Origin of the sequence: Parapedobacter lycopersici, from assembly GCF_040395035.1 — a bacterium.
In the GTDB taxonomy this organism is placed as follows: domain Bacteria; phylum Bacteroidota; class Bacteroidia; order Sphingobacteriales; family Sphingobacteriaceae; genus Parapedobacter; species Parapedobacter lycopersici_A.
This window is the reverse complement of record NZ_JBEBRB010000010.1, coordinates 37,686-55,220: the sequence shown is the minus strand read 5'-3', so window position 1 is coordinate 55,220 and position 17,535 is coordinate 37,686. Positions and strand designations below refer to the sequence as shown.

The window sequence follows — 17,535 nt, the reverse complement described above, 5'->3', positions numbered from 1 at the left end:
CCATGTACCGGACAATGGTATTCGCTTTCCGGTTGATGAACGCCGTGGGTTTTACGGGTGACCAGCGGCGGGGGTTGGGTAAAACCGCAATCAATAAAGCAGCCTGGCGCTTTGTCAGGCTTTTCGCCGACTTTCCATAATAATATTGTGCCGCCGCCTCCGCGCCGTACAGGCCGTCGCCGGTTTCCACCACATTGAGGTAGACTTCGAGGATCCGTTTTTTACTCCACAGCAGCTCGATAAGCACGGTGAAGTATGTTTCGAATCCTTTTCGAACCCAGGAGCGCCCTGGCCAGAGAAAGACGTTTTTTGCTGTCTGTTGGCTAATGGTGCTGCCTCCCCGCAGCTTACCGCCTGTCTTATTGCGCTGGTAGGCATCTACGATAGCATCGCGATCGAATCCCCAATGTTCCGTAAACCGGGCGTCTTCGCCCGCCATCGCCGCTCGTTTGAGGTTGTCCGAAAGTACTTCGTAAGCCCGCCATTCCTTGGTAATTTTCCATGTTTTGCCCTCGCCCTGGCGTTCGAAACCTCGCTGCACCATCAGCCAGGTAACGGGCGGGTTAACAAAACGAAGGGCCAGCACCCAGACCACGGAGAGCATGAAAAACCCCGCCACGATACGCAGGCCCCATCGGAGGTACCTGTTCCGGATGGCGGAAAATGGAAGTCTTCGACGTTTAACGCGCTTTTTTCGGCTTAGTTTGGCTGCCATAATTAAAACGAATATACGGAATAGTTGGCAGCAGGCAACGGGCCGATTCACAATTATCCATTGCCAAATCCCATCAATTGTTCTATTTTTACGGCCACGCAGGAGTAAAACGACGTCTATTTTGGCAAAATCAGCAAAGAAAAAAGAAACCCCTTTGATGCAGCAGTACAACAGCATTAAGGTGAAATATCCCGGTGCCCTGCTGTTGTTTCGCGTAGGCGATTTTTACGAGACTTTTGGCGAAGACGCAATAAAAGCAGCACGGATACTCGGTATTGTGCTGACCAAACGGGGTAATGGCAGCGAGTCCGAAACGGCACTTGCCGGTTTTCCGCACCATTCCCTCGAAACGTACCTGCCCAAGCTTGTCCGCGCCGGGCAGCGTGTTGCCATATGCGACCAATTGGAGGATCCTAAGGCAACCAAAACCATTGTGAAACGTGGCGTAACGGAATTGGTTACCCCCGGGGTTTCTTACAGTGATCATATTGTACAACAAAAGGCTAATAACTACCTGGCCTCCATTTTCTTCGAAAAAAACCTGATCGGTATTTCTTTTCTTGATATTTCCACCGGTGAGTTTCAGGTAGCACAGGGGAATGCAGCCTATATCGATAAGCTGCTGCAGGGGTTGAAGCCGACCGAGGTTATTATGGGTAAGCGGCAGCATCAGCTTTTTGTCGAGCATTTCGGCAACCAGTTTTATACCTACACCCTGGACGAGTGGCCCTATACCGGCAGCTATGCTGAAGAAGCGCTGCACAAGCATTTCGAAGTGCAATCGCTGAAAGGATTCGGCATCGACCGGTTGTCTCTGGGTATCGTGGCTGCGGGAGTTGCCCTGCATTACCTCAATGAAACCGAACACCGGAATTTGCAGCATATTTCCAGTATTTCCCGGATTGAGGAAGATCATTACATGTGGCTCGATCGCTTTACCATACGAAACCTCGAATTGGTGGGCTCGGCCAATGAAAGTGCCATTACGTTGTCCGATGTGCTTGACCAAACTGCCTCGCCGATGGGTGCCCGGTTACTCAAGCGTTGGATGGTAATGCCATTAAAAGAAAGGAAGGCCATCAGCGAACGGCTGGAGGTCGTGGATTATTTATACGGTAACAAAGACCTCCGGGAGGCGCTGGTGAGTGAAATCAGGCAGATCGGCGACCTGGAACGATTGATCAGCAAGATTGGCCTGCTGAAGGCCAATCCGAGGGAAGTCATCCAGCTTAAGCGTGCGTTGCATGCTGTTGAGCAGCTGAAAGCACTAACCGCGACGGCCGGGGCACCGGCTCTGCAGGCCATTGCAGCACAACTGGATCCCTGTCAGGCTATCCGCAACCGGATCGAGGCACAGCTGCAGCCCGAACCACCGGTGCAGGTAAATAAGGGAAATGTAATTGCCGATGGCGTTGATGAAACCCTCGATAAGTTGCGTAAGGTAGCCTACGGAGGCAAAGATTACCTGCTCGAAATCCAGAAAAGGGAAGCTGAAACAACGGGTATTCCTTCGCTGAAAATTGCCTTCAACAACGTGTTTGGTTACTACCTTGAAGTAACCAACGCGCACAAAGATAAAGTACCTGCCGGTTGGATCCGGAAACAGACACTGGTCAATGCCGAACGATACATTACCGAAGAGCTGAAGGAATACGAGGAACAGATTCTCGGGGCCGAAGAAAAAATCCAGGCGATTGAAACCCGGTTATATGCCGAGTTACTGACGGCTGTTGCGGCCTACATAAAACCCGTGCAATGCGACGCCCAGCTGGTTGCCCGCCTCGATGTATTGCTCAATTTTGCAGTCATCGCCGAAAAAAATTACTACATCAAACCGGAAATAAATGAAAGTGATGCCATTGATATCAAAGGCGGCCGCCATCCGGTAATTGAACAACAGCTCCCGGCCGGGGAAGATTATATTACCAATGACGTGTTTCTTGACACCGAGACGCAGCAGATTATCATTATTACCGGTCCGAACATGGCAGGTAAATCGGCACTTCTCCGGCAGACCGCGCTTATCGTACTAATGGCCCAGATGGGAAGCTTTGTTCCCGCAACTGCGGCACGGATTGGACTGGTCGACAAGATATTCACGCGGGTGGGGGCATCCGATAATCTCTCGTCGGGCGAGTCCACATTTATGGTGGAAATGAACGAGACGGCAAGCATCATGAATAACCTTTCGCCGCGGAGCCTGATCCTGCTCGATGAGATCGGACGCGGTACCAGCACGTATGACGGCATTTCCATCGCCTGGGCCATTGCGGAGTTCCTGCATAATCACCCTGTAGCCCGGGCGAAGACACTCTTTGCCACACATTATCACGAACTGAATGAATTAACCAATTCATTTTCCCGGATCAAAAATTTCAATGTATCGGTCAAGGAGGTAAATAACAAGGTGATTTTTCTCCGCAAGCTGGTTCCGGGGGGAAGTGAACATAGTTTCGGTATCCATGTGGCTAAACTGGCAGGAATGCCCCCCAAATTGTTGCAACGTGCCACAGATATCCTCAAGCGTCTGGAGCAGGAACGTACCGGAGGAGAGCAGATTAAGGACAGCATGAAAAAAATCCAGAAGCAGGCCTATCAATTGCAGATGTTCTCCATTGACGACCCTATTCTCGTTAAAATACGGGATATGCTCAATAACCTCGATGTCAATACATTAACCCCCGTTGAGGCATTGATGAAACTGGATGAGATACAGCGATTGCTGAAGAACTAATCCGGGCGATATTCCCCTGCGATAGCTCAATTATTCCATAGGACATTTATTCCATTAAACCTCGGCATGCTTTTAGTAGTCCAATTCGCAAAAGGAGTCAAGGAATAAGTTAGGAGTAACGTAAAACGCAGAGCCATGAAAAAGTTAGTCATTTATGTTGTTGCGATTGTATTCGGAATAATGAGTTTCAGTGATGCTTACGCGCAGCGTGGGCGCGGGCATGGCCGGGGTAACGGAAAAGAACACCCGAAATACCGGCATGAGCGGGGTGGACACCATTATGCAAACGGTGGACATTACCGGGTTCGCGAATACGATGGCCGTCGCGGTAATTCATACCGTGAGTATTACCGGGAGCGCGATAAGGCTTACCGGAAATACGTCAAGCAACGGGGCAAACGCTACCGTGACCACGACGCCTGGTACTATGGCCCCCGATTTTATCATCGGTCAGAGTATGTGTATTTCCCCGCCTATCACACGTACTACGACCCCTACCGTCGGGGATACGTTTACCGGCAGCACAATGCGTGGGTTTTTGCACAGGCCATGCCCTCGTTTATGGTTGGGCTTAACCTGGGGTCGGTGAATGTGCAGTTTATGGCTAATTTGCCTATGTAATTCCATTTTAATCACATCACGAGGCGCGCGGAAACCGAAATTTCCGCGCGCCTTGTTGTTACCCTTGCCGTGGAATTGCATTTTTTACTGCCATTTTAACCCCTATGGTCTGAATTTTGCATATGGGCTTACAGATACAAACAAATTACAGTTAAAATTATACTTATGAGTACGTTACATTATATGGCGGGAGTGGCCCTGCTATTTGTATGCTTTTCCTGCGAATCACCTGAATATGACGAAAAAGGTGCCGATGCAAAGGTACTTAAGCAGTTATATGCTGAAATCGACGGGCTTTCCAAAAAGGAATCCTGTACGGATTCCACCCAGTGGGCCTATACGGCAATCGGGCGTAAACCCTGCGGGGGGCCAAGTGGTTATATTGCATATTCCAATAAGATCGATACGGAACACTTCTTAAGCAGGGTAGCACTGTATACGGAACTGGAGACCAAATTTAACAATAAGTGGGGGAATAATAACTCAGACTGTGCCACGGTGCCGGAACCGATTGGGGTGAAATGTGTTGACGGTGTGGCACGGCTGATTTATGAAGAGGGTGAGGGCCCGGGCAATGAATTGCCTTCAGACTCAACGGATCATGAGCTTCCCGTAGACAGTACGGACCATGAATCACCCGTGGACAGTACCGATCATGAATTGCCCGTGGACAGCACTGGCCTGCCTGTGGACAGCACGTCCAATAACTTTCCAGTAGACAGTACGTCAAACGGATAATCGGGAGGTTTCGGGCTGCAGTGGCCAAGTGAAAGTTTAGCTGCCCCATGTTGACAGATGGCATGTGATTTATGTATCTTTGCCTACGGGTGGGCTGTTGCCGTCCCGAACTAATCCTAAATGCTACATACGGCACCATGATAAACGTAAAAAGGTATGCCTGCAATACTTATTAAAGCCGCCACTATTGTCAATGAAGGACAGATTTTCGTTGCTGACATATACATCCGGGACGGGATTATCCAAAAGATTGCACCGCAGCTTACCGAGCGGGCGGAAATCGAGATCGATGCGGAGGGGCAATACCTGCTACCCGGTCTGATTGATGACCAGGTGCATTTCCGTGAACCTGGTCTTACGCATAAGGCCGATATCTGGCACGAGAGCCGGGCGGCAGTAGCGGGAGGGACTACCTCGTTTATGGAAATGCCCAATACTGTTCCCAATGCGCTTACACAGCGTCTGTTGCAGGATAAATTTGATATTGCGGCCCAACGCTCACTTGCAAATTATTCCTTTTACATGGGCGCCGCTAATGATAACCTGGACGAAGTACTCCGTACCGATCCACGCACGGTGTGCGGGATTAAGGTGTTCATGGGATCGTCTACCGGTAATATGCTGGTGGATGACGAATATACCCTGGAGCGGATATTTGCGCAGGCACCTATGCTGATTGCCACCCACTGCGAAGATGAAGCGACAATTCGGCAGAATCTCGCTAAGTTCAAGGCAATTTACGGCGAAGCACTGACACCGGATATGCATCCATTAATCCGCTCATCGGAAGCGTGTTTTATCTCATCGTCGCGTGCGGTTGAACTGGCTAAGAAACATGGCTCCCGCCTGCATATCCTGCATATTTCAACGGCACGGGAAGCGCAGTTGTTTGATGCCGAAATCCCGTTGGAAGCGAAACGCATTACAGCCGAAGCCTGCGTACACCACCTTTGGTTCAGCGATGCGGACTACGCTGGGAAGGGTAACTTCATTAAGTGGAATCCGGCTGTGAAAACTGCAGCAGACCGCCGCGGAATCCTTGCTGCGGTACGCGATGGCCATATTGATGTTATCGCCACGGATCATGCGCCGCATACGCTTAACGAAAAACTGCAACCTTACCTGCAGGCGCCATCCGGCGGACCGCTCGTGCAGCATGCGCTGCAGGCATTGCTCGACCTTCACCACAACGGGGAACTGACACTGGAAGAACTGGTACAGAAAACCGCACACAATACGGCGATCTGTTTTCAGGTCGATAACCGTGGGTTTGTAAGAGAAGGATATTGGGCCGACCTGGTGTTGGTGGATTTAAATAAACCATATACGGTCACGAAAGCCAACATCCTTTCTAAATGCGGATGGTCGCCGTTTGAGGGGCATACCTTTAAATCAACCATCACGCACACGCTGGTATCGGGGAACTTGGTTTACCGTGACGGCGAATTGTTTGAGAGAGGCTCCGGGAAACGGCTGCTATTTAACCGATGATGATATACTGACTGTAATGGACAAACGTACATTCTTGAAAATAGGTAGCACGGGAATTGCCTCGATGGCTCTGGGAAATACATTGCCGGCTTTTGGAAGGCATTCGCTTGCCGGACAGCGGGCCGCCATTTATCCCAGACGAATAAAAAAGGGAGATACCGTCGGGATCATTACCCCGTCATCGCCATTGGTTGACGACAAGGGCTACGCGATTGCCAAAGCTAATTTTGCTGCGCTCGGACTTCGCATCAAATGGGGGGAGCATGTAGGTAAAAAAAACGGGTACCTGGCCGGTACGGATGAAGAACGGATAGCCGACATACACCGCATGTTCAGCGACCCGGAAGTCAAAGCCATCGTTTGCCTCCGTGGCGGATCAGGCGCGGCCCGACTGCTCAGTCGGCTCGATTATAGCTTGATTGCGCGGAATCCTAAAATTTTTATGGGCTACAGCGATATTACGGCTTTTCATCAGGCGATTTATACGCAAACGGGACTGATTACGTTCCATGGGGCGGTGGCTAATAGTGTTTGGACATCCATGGTCAACAACCAATTTACGCAGCTGTTTTTTGAAGGTAAGCCGCCGGTTTATGCAACAGACAAAAAGGAATTCCGGCCGATTTCTTCCGGCTCGGCTGAGGGTCGGCTACTGGGAGGGAATCTCACGGTGCTGGCCGGTATTGCCGGTTCCCGGTATTTCCCTGATTTCGAGAATAGCCTGCTCTTTCTGGAGGATATCGGTGAAGAACCATACCGGATCGACCGGATGTTCAGCCAGCTGGCACTAACGGGCGCGTTATCCAAAATTAAAGGGTTGATTTTTGGTAAGTGTTCGGAGTGTGAAGCGAAGAATCCGAGAAACTCCCTCACCCTGAATCAGGTGCTAACTGATTATATTAAGCCGCTGGGGATACCAGCGTTTCAGGGAGCGCGGATCGGGCATATTGACGAGCAGTTTATCCTGCCAATCGGGGCGCGGGTTCGCATGGATGCCGACGGGGGGACATTGCAGGTACTGGAAAATATTCTTCGTTGAAGATAGGAAAGCGGCTTGCAGGAATCCCGAGCAGGCTAAACGGATGAATCGTCGGTTGTGCCAATTGGTTGTGTGAATGCTGATCGTTAAATACCTAAAATATGAAACCATTCATTTACTTATTCGCTATGGTATTGTTGTCCTCCGCTTGCCAGGGCAACTGGTTCTCCGGAAAAGGCGGCTATGTACCTGATACGACGATGCTGGCCAATGCCTTTGAAACGTATCGCGAACCCACTATCACCAATCGCCGGTTTAAACATGCCGATATCGAACCGTTAATCCTGAAGCGACAGGGCGGGGAAACATTTGAAGTGACCCAGCTGGGGGTTTCTGTGCTGAAAAAGCCAATTTACCAGCTAACATACGGAAGTGGTCCGAAAAAGATCATGCTGTGGTCGCAGATGCACGGCAATGAACCTACGGCAACCATGGCATTGATGGATTTGTTTAATTTTTTGGAGGCAGAAAATGATGGTTTGGATAGCATTCGTACATTATTGCGCGAACAGACCAGCATTTATTTCATCCCCATGCTCAATCCGGATGGTGCGGACGTGTATACCCGGCGAAATGCAATGGATGTGGATATCAACCGTGACGCGAGGGCCGGTGAAACGGTAGAAGGAAGAATTCTGATCGAAGCGGCCAAAACTGTCAAGCCCGATTTCGGCTTCAACCTGCACGACATGAATATCTACTATAACGTGCCGGGAACATCCAATCCGGTAACGGTCGCCCTGTTAGCACCCGCGTATAACGAGGAACGGGAGGTGAATGATGTCCGCGGCAATGCCATGAAAGTTGCGGCAAGCATTAACCGGATTCTGCAGGGCTATATTCCGAATGGCGTGGCCAAATATGACGATACCTATTCGCCCCGCGCTTTCGGTGATAATTTCCAGGCCTGGGGTGCAAGTACCGTCCTGATCGAATCAGGAGGTTATCCGGGTGACCCCGAAAAACAGTTTATCCGGAAGCTTAATTTTATTGTTATCCTGAATGCGTTGATGGAGATCGCCCAGGAAAGTTATACGCAATACGATAGAGCCGAATATGAAACTCTGCCTTTCAGTGCCTCGCAGCTTTCCGATCTGCTGATCCGGAATGTGGGTGCTGCCCACGATTCCCTGAATTACCGGGTAGACCTGTCCATCGTGCGGAATGAGGTAACGGATCCCGGCGATTACCGCACGTACCATGTGCAATCCCGGATAACGGATGTGGGCGACCTGAAAGAACAATTCGGTTATGCCGAACTGGATGCCGAAGGCTATCACTTTATGCCAGGTAAGGTTTATCCAACGGCATTTAACAGCATCGAACAAGTGTCGATGGCGCAGGCGATGGACCTGCTGCGGCAGGGATACTATGCGGTCCGGGTGACGAATTTGCCGGAAGACCGCCACCACAGCCTACCACTGATTGTTTTCAACACGCGGACACCTGTTCCATCGGGTCCTAACCTGGGAGCAACAGCTAATTTCTTCCTCGCCAGGGACAATGTCCCCGCGTATGCGGTTATTAATGGTTATTTAATTGACCTATCCGCAATACCGGGGGAACAATTTAAGAATTACGTCTGGTAACCATCCTGCTGGCTACTGGTTACGGGACGTGATATTTCGTTATTGAAATTAACCACTGATACCTTGTTTATGAAAACAAATACGCCAATTTGCATGATCCTGATTATGGGTCTCGCCGCCTGCGGCAACAAGCAGCATGCGGGTCAAACACAGGAAACGATTAAACTGGTGACGGTTGCTCCGGGGCATTTCCACGCATCGCTGGTGCAAAAGTCGGCGTACCCCGGTGTGAGTGACACCGCGTATGTGTACGCTCCGGATGGACCTGAACTGAAGGCTCACCTGGCACTGATAACACAATACAACTCCCGGCCCGATCACCCTACACACTGGAAAGAGGTCGTGTATTCCGGGGCAGATTTCATGGAGAAGATGCTGGATGAACGAAAGGGGAACGTAGTGGTTCTGTCGGGCAATAACCAGCACAAGATGGATTACATCGGCCAGGCTGTGGCGGCGGGCTTACATGTACTGGCAGATAAGCCGATGATTATCCGCCATGTCGATTTCCCCCGGCTGGAAGCTGCATTTGCGCAGGCGCTGGAAAATCACGTGGTGTTATACGACATCATGACCGAACGGTATGAAATTAATACCATACTGCAAAAAGAGCTTTCGCAGCTGCCTGAATTCTTTGGGGGACTTGTTACTGGAGATGCCGAGCACCCCGCAATCACCAAGGAAAGTGTACATCATTTTTTCAAGGAAGTGTCGGGCAAACCGCTGATCCGGCCGGCGTGGTTTTACGATACCCGGCAACAAGGGGAGGGGCTCGTGGATATTACCACGCATTTGGTCGACCTGGTGCAATGGGAGAGTTTTCCGGAGGAAGTAATCCATTATGATCGGGATATCGAGGTAATTAATGCCAAACGGTGGCCGGCTATTGTTACGCCAGCGCAGTTTACCCAATCAACGCAAACCCCCGACTTCCCGGAATACCTGCGTGATGCCCTGGACAGCAATGGCAACCTCGCCGTTTTTGCCAACGGTGAAATTAATTACAGGATCCGGGGTATCCATGCCCGGGTATCAGTTGTATGGAATTTTGAAGCCCCCGAAGGCGCCGGTGATACCCATTATTCCATTATGCGTGGGCGATATGCTAACTTGATCATCAAGCAGGGGAAAGCAGAGTCATATAAGCCGGTGCTCTACGTCCAGCCTACTGAAGAACGGGACGTAGCCTCTTTCGAGTCGGCACTCGGTGATGCGATGAATCGACTCGGTGCTACCTATCCGGGACTGACATTCGAGCGTTTGCCTGATGGCCTATATCGCATTGGAGTTGATTCCGCGCTGGTGACCTCCCATGAGGAGCATTTTGCACAGGTCACCGAAAAATACCTGTCCTTTTTGGGATCAGGTACCTTGCCTGACTGGGAGGTGCCCAACATGCTGGCCAAATACTACGTGACTACCAAGGCACTTGAAGTGGCGGAAACCACAGGTCCTGAATAGGGCGTCGTTTGCGCCGAAGGTGCTAAACAATACCTTGGCGCTAAGCAGTCAGCAGTCTTGAAACCATGCTCGACTGCCCAGCGCCATTAGCTTTTTATTATTGGGCCGAATACCCGGGATTCTGCTGCGCTTCAATCCCCGGGTTGGCGTTGATTTCGTCCTGCGAAATAGGTAAAACCGTCTTGTAAAAACTTCTGTCAATCGTTTTTTCCCGGTGAGGGACCGTAATCCCGCCAAAATCATCGTTGAATGTGATCGACCGGTTTAACCGGATCATGTCAAAAAACCGGTGGCCTTCGGCAAACAGCTCTTTACTCCGTTCGTCGAGAATCATATCCAGGGTGATCGTTGCCGCGGTAGCCGGTGGCAGGTTCGGTGACCGCTTCCGGATGGCGTTGAGGTAACTGGCCGCAAGCCCCGGATCGGTGGGCAGGGCGGCCTCAGCCGCGATGAGGTATATTTCTGAGAGCCGGATGACTTTGATGTTTACTGCGGTGTTGGTCGACTTCCCATCGCCCTCCAATGCAACACTGCCACTATATTTATAACATGAACCCAAACGCGGGGCTTCCGATTCATCCTGGTCCATTACTCCCCAGCGCACATCGTCCTGATCTTCTCCCAGGCGTTCAAGAAAGTAATCGCTGGCCATGAACCAGCCAGCAGCCGTGGGTGCGCCGTGTGCCAGGCGCCGCAAATAAAAGCCCAGCGATGCGCTGCCTAAATCGCCCTCGTTCGGGAACATACCTAATTCAAATATGGATTCGGTGCCAAATGGCGTCTTCCATGAGTCTGTCCACGTCCCGTTTTCATATAGCGTATATATCTTGTCGTTGATGATTTCCTCCGCAGCACTTAATGCTGCTGCGTGGTCACCCATATACAGGTTTACCCGTGCCTGCAACGCTTTGTTAGCGTAATAGTTTAAATAGCCATTGGTTGGGGTTTTGGGAAGCAATGGTGCCGCAGCAGTCAGGTCAGCCAATATCTGGGTGTAGTTTTCCGCAACCGTCGCCCGGAGCGGCTGAGCGGATGCTTCGAGTGTGGCCGTTATATTGGGAACGCCGTATGACGCCGGGTCATCGGTATATGCTTTACCGTATAGGCGAACCAAATCAAAGTAAATCAGGGCCCGGGCAGTGAGCGCCTGCCCCTTGTACGTACTGAAGTCGTCCGTTGTCCCTTCCTGCTCCAGCCTGTCTATGTTTTCCAGCAGGTTATTTACCTGTAAAATGCTTTCATACAGCTGGGTCCAGAAACCGGAATAACTATTGGCAGTTACCGTATGATTGAACGTGTACAGCGGATCCAGTCCGCGGCCCTGGGATGCAATGGTCAGGTCTCCACCCTTTGCATCGCCATACATGATAAAATTCCGTCCATAATAATCCGAGCTGGTCATGGAGCGCATCAGCCCGTTGATCATCACCTGTGCATCGGCAGCCGTTTGTATGGAGCTTTGGGAATCGCCCGAGTTAGTCGGTTTCACATCCAGGAAGTCGGAGCATGAAAGGCATGCTGCAATTGATACCCCTACCCACAGTATAGTTATCGTTTTCATTGTACAAATCTTTAAATCGTTAAAAACTGAATTCAACACCGAATGTATAGGTTTTGCCATATGGCGTCTCCCAGCCGCGCGTGCCAAACTGGTTAACCTCCGGATCGGCGATTTTATACCGGGAGAAGGTTAACAGGTTCGTTCCATTGAAATATATCCGGGCGCCGGAAACACCGATCTTGCTAATCACCTGTGTGGGTATCGTATACGTCAGGTTAATGTTCTTCAGGCGGAGGAAGCTGGCGTTGTGCATCTGGCGGCTGCTGTATTGCATGGCATCGGTCAGGTCGTTGCCGTCGAGTTTGGGCAGCGAACCACCGGGACGTTCCACAGTCCACCTGTTCTCATCGTAATACTGCGCGCGGATCCGTTCCCAGTAATACCCGTCGTCTGCCACATCCTTGAAGGCCCCGTCATAAAGATAACCGCCTATTTTGTAACTGAAGTTAAGGCCAAGACTAAGCCCCTTGTAGCTGATGTTGGTGTTCAGGCCACCGTATACTGTGGGAATCGCCGATCCAAGAATCACACGATTCGCATCCGACCAATTATAAGTGGCTCCCTTGCCGTTGTGCATAAAATCACCGACATCGTTGCCATCGGGATGGTTGACATACCACATGTTCCGGCCATTTTCCGGGTCTACGCCAGCCCATTCGAATCCATAGAAACTCAACATGGATTCCCCTTCACGATAAATAAACTCAGCTCTGTCATCTCCACCCGTTGGGTCGTCCCAGATAATATCCTGCCCCTTAGGGTCGCCCTCATTTTTATACAGTTTGGTCACCTTGGAATCGATAAAGGATCCGTTGACGTTTGCGCTCCACTTCCAATCACCCTCCCGGAGGATGTCGTACCCCAATTCGATTTCCAGGCCACGGTTATTCACCTCACCGATATTCCGGAGAATGGAGCCGAATCCCGTTACCGTTGAAATGGGCACGTCCTGTAATAGGTTCCTGGAATCGCGATTGAAGTATTCCACTACGCCGTAAAGCCGATCTTCAAACAAGCCGATTTCCAACGCTACATTTGTGGAATAACTGGTTTCCCATGTCAGCGCTTCATTGCCAATTGTATTGATTGCGCCACCGGCACTTCCCATGTAGCGACTGGTATAACCGGTCAACGTCCGCCACCCGAAATTATCCGTGGGCTGTGTGCCATTTGTTCCATAAGAAGCGCGTAAGCGCAGGTTGCTGAGAAAGGTTGCACGGTCCATAAAGGATTCCTCACTGATCGTCCATGCGCCGCCGACCGACCAGAAATTACCCCAGCGGTTTTCCGGACTCAGCCGTGACGAACCGTCGCGGCGGTACGATGCTGACAGGTTGTATTTACTGCCGTAGTTGTAAGCCACGCGGGACAATACCGAAAGCATGTTATAACCCCAGGAATAGGCACTGGCGTCCAGCTCCCCTGCGGTGGCCACGGAATGCAATGCACTGGAGGGGAGATCCGTTCCAGTGGCACGTTGAAAATCGGTATTGTTCTTCTCTGCTTCAAAACCTGCGAGCAGGTCCAATCCATGCATGCCGAACTGTTTGTTGTAATTCGCCGTGGTAGAAGATACCAACTTCCTATACGTTGTATTAATCTCGTTGACCTCACCGTTTGAGGTTGCGCCGTCGTAGTGATTTGCGCTGTAGTAAAGGTGTTCTTTCACTGCGTTATTTTCATAAGAGAACACCGATTTTACGTTCAGTTCGGGAAGCAACTGGATGTTCAGTGTTTCGTTAGCGGCAATCCGAAGTGTATTCGCGCTATTTTCCCATTCATTTTCATAATATTCCGCGTTATATGCATAGCTACCGTACCGGTTTACCCAGGGTTCGCCCGTTTTGTAGTCGGTTGGCCAGTATAGCGGCCATAACAGATTGCGTGTCTGCAGATAATAATTTCCACCCAGGTTACGGGTATCATTAAATCCCTGCTGTTTATTGTTTGAAACGCTGATATTTGATATAAATTCGACGTGTTTTCCGATGTTCTGCGATAAATTGATCCGGCCCGCTATCCGGTCATAATCATTAATTACAATCCGGTTCTTGTCTTTCGTATAGGAAAGGGAGGAATAATATCGGGTGCTCTCCGTACCACCGCTCACCGACAGGTCGTTGGTTTGGTATATTCCGGTCCGAAACAACCGGTCTTCCCAATCAAAATAAGTACCCTCACGATTTACGAGGCCATCGGTCAGTCCTCTGATGGCCACATTTTCCAAGACACCGGCGCCGGCCGTTTCAAAATAATAGCCATGCCGGTTAAACCGGCTGTTCAGCATATTGAGCGCCGTTTCATTGGCCTCTGCTTCAGTGGAGCCATTGGACGTGCCGAGGTCGTGAAAAACCTGGTACAGCATATTTACCTGTTGCTGTACACCTGCCGGCTCATAGTTATCTGTGGCCCAGCTTGGTGTAAAGCCTACGGAGGAACGGATGTTGATGACCGGCTTTCCAAGCTGGCCCTTTTTGGTTGTAATCACGACCACCCCATTTGCTGCCCTTGAGCCGTACAGGGAAGATGCGGCTGCATCTTTCAGTACAGTAATCGACTCAATGTCGGATGGGTTCAGGGAATTCAGGATGTTATTGGAGGTATAAAGGTAATCGCCGAATTGGCCGCCACTGCCCGATACCACGGGAACGCCATCAATGACGTATAGCGGCTCGTTGGAGGCATTCATGGAGCCGATCCCGCGGATTCGTATACTGGGGGCCGATCCGGCCTGCCCTGAAGAAGCGGTGATCTGTATTCCCGGTACCCGGCCCGAGAGTGCACCCTCAAAAGAAACGGTGGGAACGTCCTGGATTTCTTCCTGCCGGATTACTGCGGCGGAACCAGTATAGGTATCCCTTGTTGCTGTCCCGTAGGCGACGACCATGACCTCGTCAAGTGCACGGTTCGAAGCCGTAAGCTGCGCGTCCACTACGGTATTATTGCCTACGCGTATTTCTTGTAGCGCGTAGCCAACTGCCGAAAAGGATAATACGGCATTGCCATCCGGAATATCGATGCGGTAACGGCCATCGCTGCCGGTAGCGGTGGCCATGCTGGAGCCTTTGATCACAACCGTAACCCCCGATAACGGCGATCCGTCCATCGCGTCTGTAACCCTTCCGGTTACAGCCATTTGCCGGGCTTCCGCCACATACACCCATGTACACAGCAGCGCCCAAGCGAAGAAAAATAATCGCTTGTTCATAATGGTTTTAATTTTGGTTAGTTATATCTCGTCGTTAGCAAAATGCGATACCGATGCCCGGCCTGTCGGGTAAAACCACTTTTCCCCGTTCAACCGTCATGCCTTGATACACGTCGTTGCTGATCAGCAATGCACCGTCCAGGTCAGCCCAGTCGACCACGGGTGACAGTTGTGCTGCGGCGGATATCGCACACGATGTTTCCGTCATGCAGCCCAGCATCACTTTCATGTCCAGTGCCCGAGCCAGTTCAGCCATCTTATGTGCTTCCCTTAACCCCGTGCATTTCATCAGTTTGATGTTGATACCGCTGTATACCCCATGGGCGCTACGGACATCGCTTAACCGCTGGACAGCTTCATCGCCTACGGTTGGAATTGGGCTGTGTGCCGTAAGCCACGCATTATCATCCACCTGTTCTCTGGGCATTGGCTGTTCCAGGAAAATAACACCCCGCTCGGCCAGCCAATGTGCCATTTCCAGCGCCTCCTCTCTTTTTTTCCAACCCTGATTCGCGTCGACGCAGAGGGGCTTATCTGTTACTTCGCGGATCGTTTCAATCATCAGTTTATCCGTGTCCAAGCCCAATTTTACCTTCAGAATATTAAAAGAGTCGGCTTCCCGGACCTTTTGCCGTACGATTTCAGGTGTATCAATGCCAATGGTAAGGGTGGTGTCCGGTGTGGCTTTCGGGTTATACCCCCATATCCGGTGCAGGGGCTGCCCCATTAGTTTCCCGAGCAAGTCATGCAATGCGATGTCAATCGATGCCTTCGCCGCCGTATTCTTCATTGCGAGGCTGTCGATATACGTTAGGATATCTGCTGTAAGGAAAGGGTCGGAAAAAGTGGTGAGGTCTACCCGATTCAAAAAGGCAACTACCGATTCATGGCTTTCCCCAAGGTAAGGAGGCATAGACGCCTCGCCATATCCTGCAACTCCATCATATTCCAGTGCCACCAGCACAACAGGCGTTGTGCTACGCGATCCGGCTGCTATGGTAAATACGTGTTTAAGTGTAAGTGTATAAGGGCGGTAACGAAGGGTAAATTTGCCCATCTTACGGGTTATCGTGTCGGGAGTTGAAAATAACGGATTGACTGTATGGCTATTGGTGTTCATTGGTTAATTGGTTTGTGGTAGGCGGGCTGCTTGGGTATTATACGCCGGATGCGCTGTCAGGAATTGCAGCGCCGGATCCTGCTGACCAAGGTAACGGCGGGCAGCAACGAGGGTATTTGCCCGGTCAGCATCGTAATTTGGTGCGCTTTTCAGCAAGCTGTTAATGCGGACCGTTCCCGAAGCGTGGATAAATAGTCCATTGCCCATATACAACGCCACATGCGTAACGCGGGGATGGGGTGTTTTTCCTTTTGCAGCAGCAAAGAACAGCAAATCGGCAGGCTGTAGGTTGCGGAGCAGCTTTGCCGTATCCAAGTCGTCTTCGGTAAGCACGTCCAATGCGAGTCCGGCCAGCACTTGCTGCGAAGCGTCCCGTGGAACAACCAGGCCATTCATGTAATAAGCTGTCTTGGTAAAGCCACTGCAATCCACGCCTTTTACTGAAGTCCCTCCCCAAAGATAGGGTACGCCCATCATGGTTTTTGCGATATCCAATACATGTTGTGCCGTGGGGTTGAGTGCCTGCTGCCAGCTTCCGAATGCCTGCACCTGGCTACTTCTTATAAAGGCATTACGCCCATCGGGATAAATCACTTGCACATAATCGCCGTATGTTCCTGTGGTCAGCAGCAGATCACCCATTACGAGGTCGGAAACCCGTAGCGATGACTCATCCGCTGCTTCATAGGAATGTCCAAAGTCCGATATGAATATGACTTTATCGTGCATATTCCACGAAGCTAGCGTTTCATTCGTCTTCGGCGCAACCGACGAGCTACTGACCCAAGCAATATAGCCGTCCGGAGTCCGCACACGGTAATAACCATCCCTTTCCTGTAGTAAGTCTACAACGGTGCCCAACAGTGCCTGTGTGGCCAACTCGGCCTGGTTACGCGGAGCGGTACGGAGGTTCGCCACGGAAAGGTTGATAATACCCTTGGTCGTTTCTGCGACTGAGCTGTCGGGAAGTAGCGTGATCGTACCCGTTGTAGGGATGCCACTTTTTACCAGCTGGTCCGTAAAGGCGGCTTTCGCATTTTCATCCGTGGTGGTAATATGATACTGTGGGACGTGTGTGGTTGTGTCCAACTGGATTTCGAACAAGGCGGTACGTTGATCGGGTGCATATTGCTTACGGGTCTGTTCTGCAATTTGCATGATTTTTTTATATTGTGCAGAATCATGCAGGTTTGCCTGGCTATAGCTTGCGTAAGGTAAAAACGCAGAAAACACGAAAAGGAAGATGCATGGCCGAATT

12 protein-coding genes are annotated in these 17,535 nt (G+C 50.8%); 7 read left to right on the top strand and 5 right to left on the bottom strand.

The window, feature by feature from the left end; genetic code table 11:
- A partial coding sequence (mtgA, locus tag ABWO75_RS04360; RefSeq protein ID WP_353182943.1) for a monofunctional biosynthetic peptidoglycan transglycosylase occupies positions 1 to 715 on the bottom strand: 715 nt, incomplete at its 3' end.
- 121 nt (positions 716 to 836) lie between these two features.
- On the opposite strand from mtgA, the gene mutS reads away from it, so the two are divergent.
- The 7 genes from mutS to ABWO75_RS04325 all read left to right on the top strand — a co-directional run bounded on the left by mutS (position 837) and on the right by ABWO75_RS04325 (position 10,388).
- Positions 837 to 3,449, top strand: a complete 2,613-nt coding sequence (gene mutS, locus ABWO75_RS04355) for a DNA mismatch repair protein MutS (protein WP_353182941.1) — start codon at positions 837 to 839, stop codon at positions 3,447 to 3,449.
- A 135-nt stretch (positions 3,450 to 3,584) separates the two neighbouring features.
- On the top strand, positions 3,585 to 4,070 hold the full coding sequence (locus ABWO75_RS04350; RefSeq protein ID WP_353182939.1) for a hypothetical protein: 486 nt from the start codon (positions 3,585 to 3,587) through the stop codon (positions 4,068 to 4,070).
- Between the two features lie 165 nt (positions 4,071 to 4,235).
- Entirely contained in the window at positions 4,236 to 4,808 is a 573-nt protein-coding gene (locus ABWO75_RS04345) for a hypothetical protein (protein WP_353182937.1), read from the top strand.
- Between the two features lie 156 nt (positions 4,809 to 4,964).
- Positions 4,965 to 6,299: a dihydroorotase gene (locus tag ABWO75_RS04340; RefSeq protein WP_353182935.1), complete on the top strand. Its 1,335-nt coding sequence runs from the start codon at positions 4,965 to 4,967 to the stop codon at positions 6,297 to 6,299.
- A gap of 16 nt (positions 6,300 to 6,315) precedes the next feature.
- Positions 6,316 to 7,338, top strand: a complete 1,023-nt coding sequence (locus ABWO75_RS04335) for a S66 peptidase family protein (protein WP_353182933.1) — start codon at positions 6,316 to 6,318, stop codon at positions 7,336 to 7,338.
- A gap of 101 nt (positions 7,339 to 7,439) precedes the next feature.
- Positions 7,440 to 8,927, top strand: coding sequence for a M14 family zinc carboxypeptidase (locus ABWO75_RS04330; protein ID WP_353182931.1), 1,488 nt, complete (start codon positions 7,440 to 7,442; stop codon positions 8,925 to 8,927).
- A 69-nt stretch (positions 8,928 to 8,996) separates the two neighbouring features.
- A complete protein-coding gene (locus tag ABWO75_RS04325; protein ID WP_353182929.1) occupies positions 8,997 to 10,388 on the top strand; it encodes a putative oxidoreductase C-terminal domain-containing protein in 1,392 nt (463 codons plus the stop codon).
- Between the two features lie 97 nt (positions 10,389 to 10,485).
- Here the strand turns inward: ABWO75_RS04325 and ABWO75_RS04320 are convergent, their stop codons facing one another.
- The 4 genes from ABWO75_RS04320 to ABWO75_RS04305 are packed head-to-tail and all read right to left on the bottom strand — an operon-like array spanning position 10,486 to position 17,435.
- On the bottom strand, positions 10,486 to 11,949 hold the full coding sequence (locus tag ABWO75_RS04320) for a RagB/SusD family nutrient uptake outer membrane protein (protein WP_353182927.1): 1,464 nt from the start codon (positions 11,947 to 11,949) through the stop codon (positions 10,486 to 10,488).
- Between the two features lie 19 nt (positions 11,950 to 11,968).
- Positions 11,969 to 15,157 (bottom strand): SusC/RagA family TonB-linked outer membrane protein, encoded by a 3,189-nt coding sequence (locus ABWO75_RS04315; RefSeq protein WP_353182925.1) that lies wholly within the window; start codon positions 15,155 to 15,157, stop codon positions 11,969 to 11,971.
- Between the two features lie 34 nt (positions 15,158 to 15,191).
- The gene (locus ABWO75_RS04310) at positions 15,192 to 16,277 is read right to left on the bottom strand and encodes a dipeptide epimerase (RefSeq protein ID WP_353182923.1); all 1,086 of its coding nucleotides are present in this window, start codon (positions 16,275 to 16,277) and stop codon (positions 15,192 to 15,194) included.
- A gap of 3 nt (positions 16,278 to 16,280) precedes the next feature.
- A complete protein-coding gene (locus ABWO75_RS04305; RefSeq protein WP_353182921.1) occupies positions 16,281 to 17,435 on the bottom strand; it encodes a C40 family peptidase in 1,155 nt (384 codons plus the stop codon).
- Positions 17,436 to 17,535 lie beyond the last annotated feature (100 nt).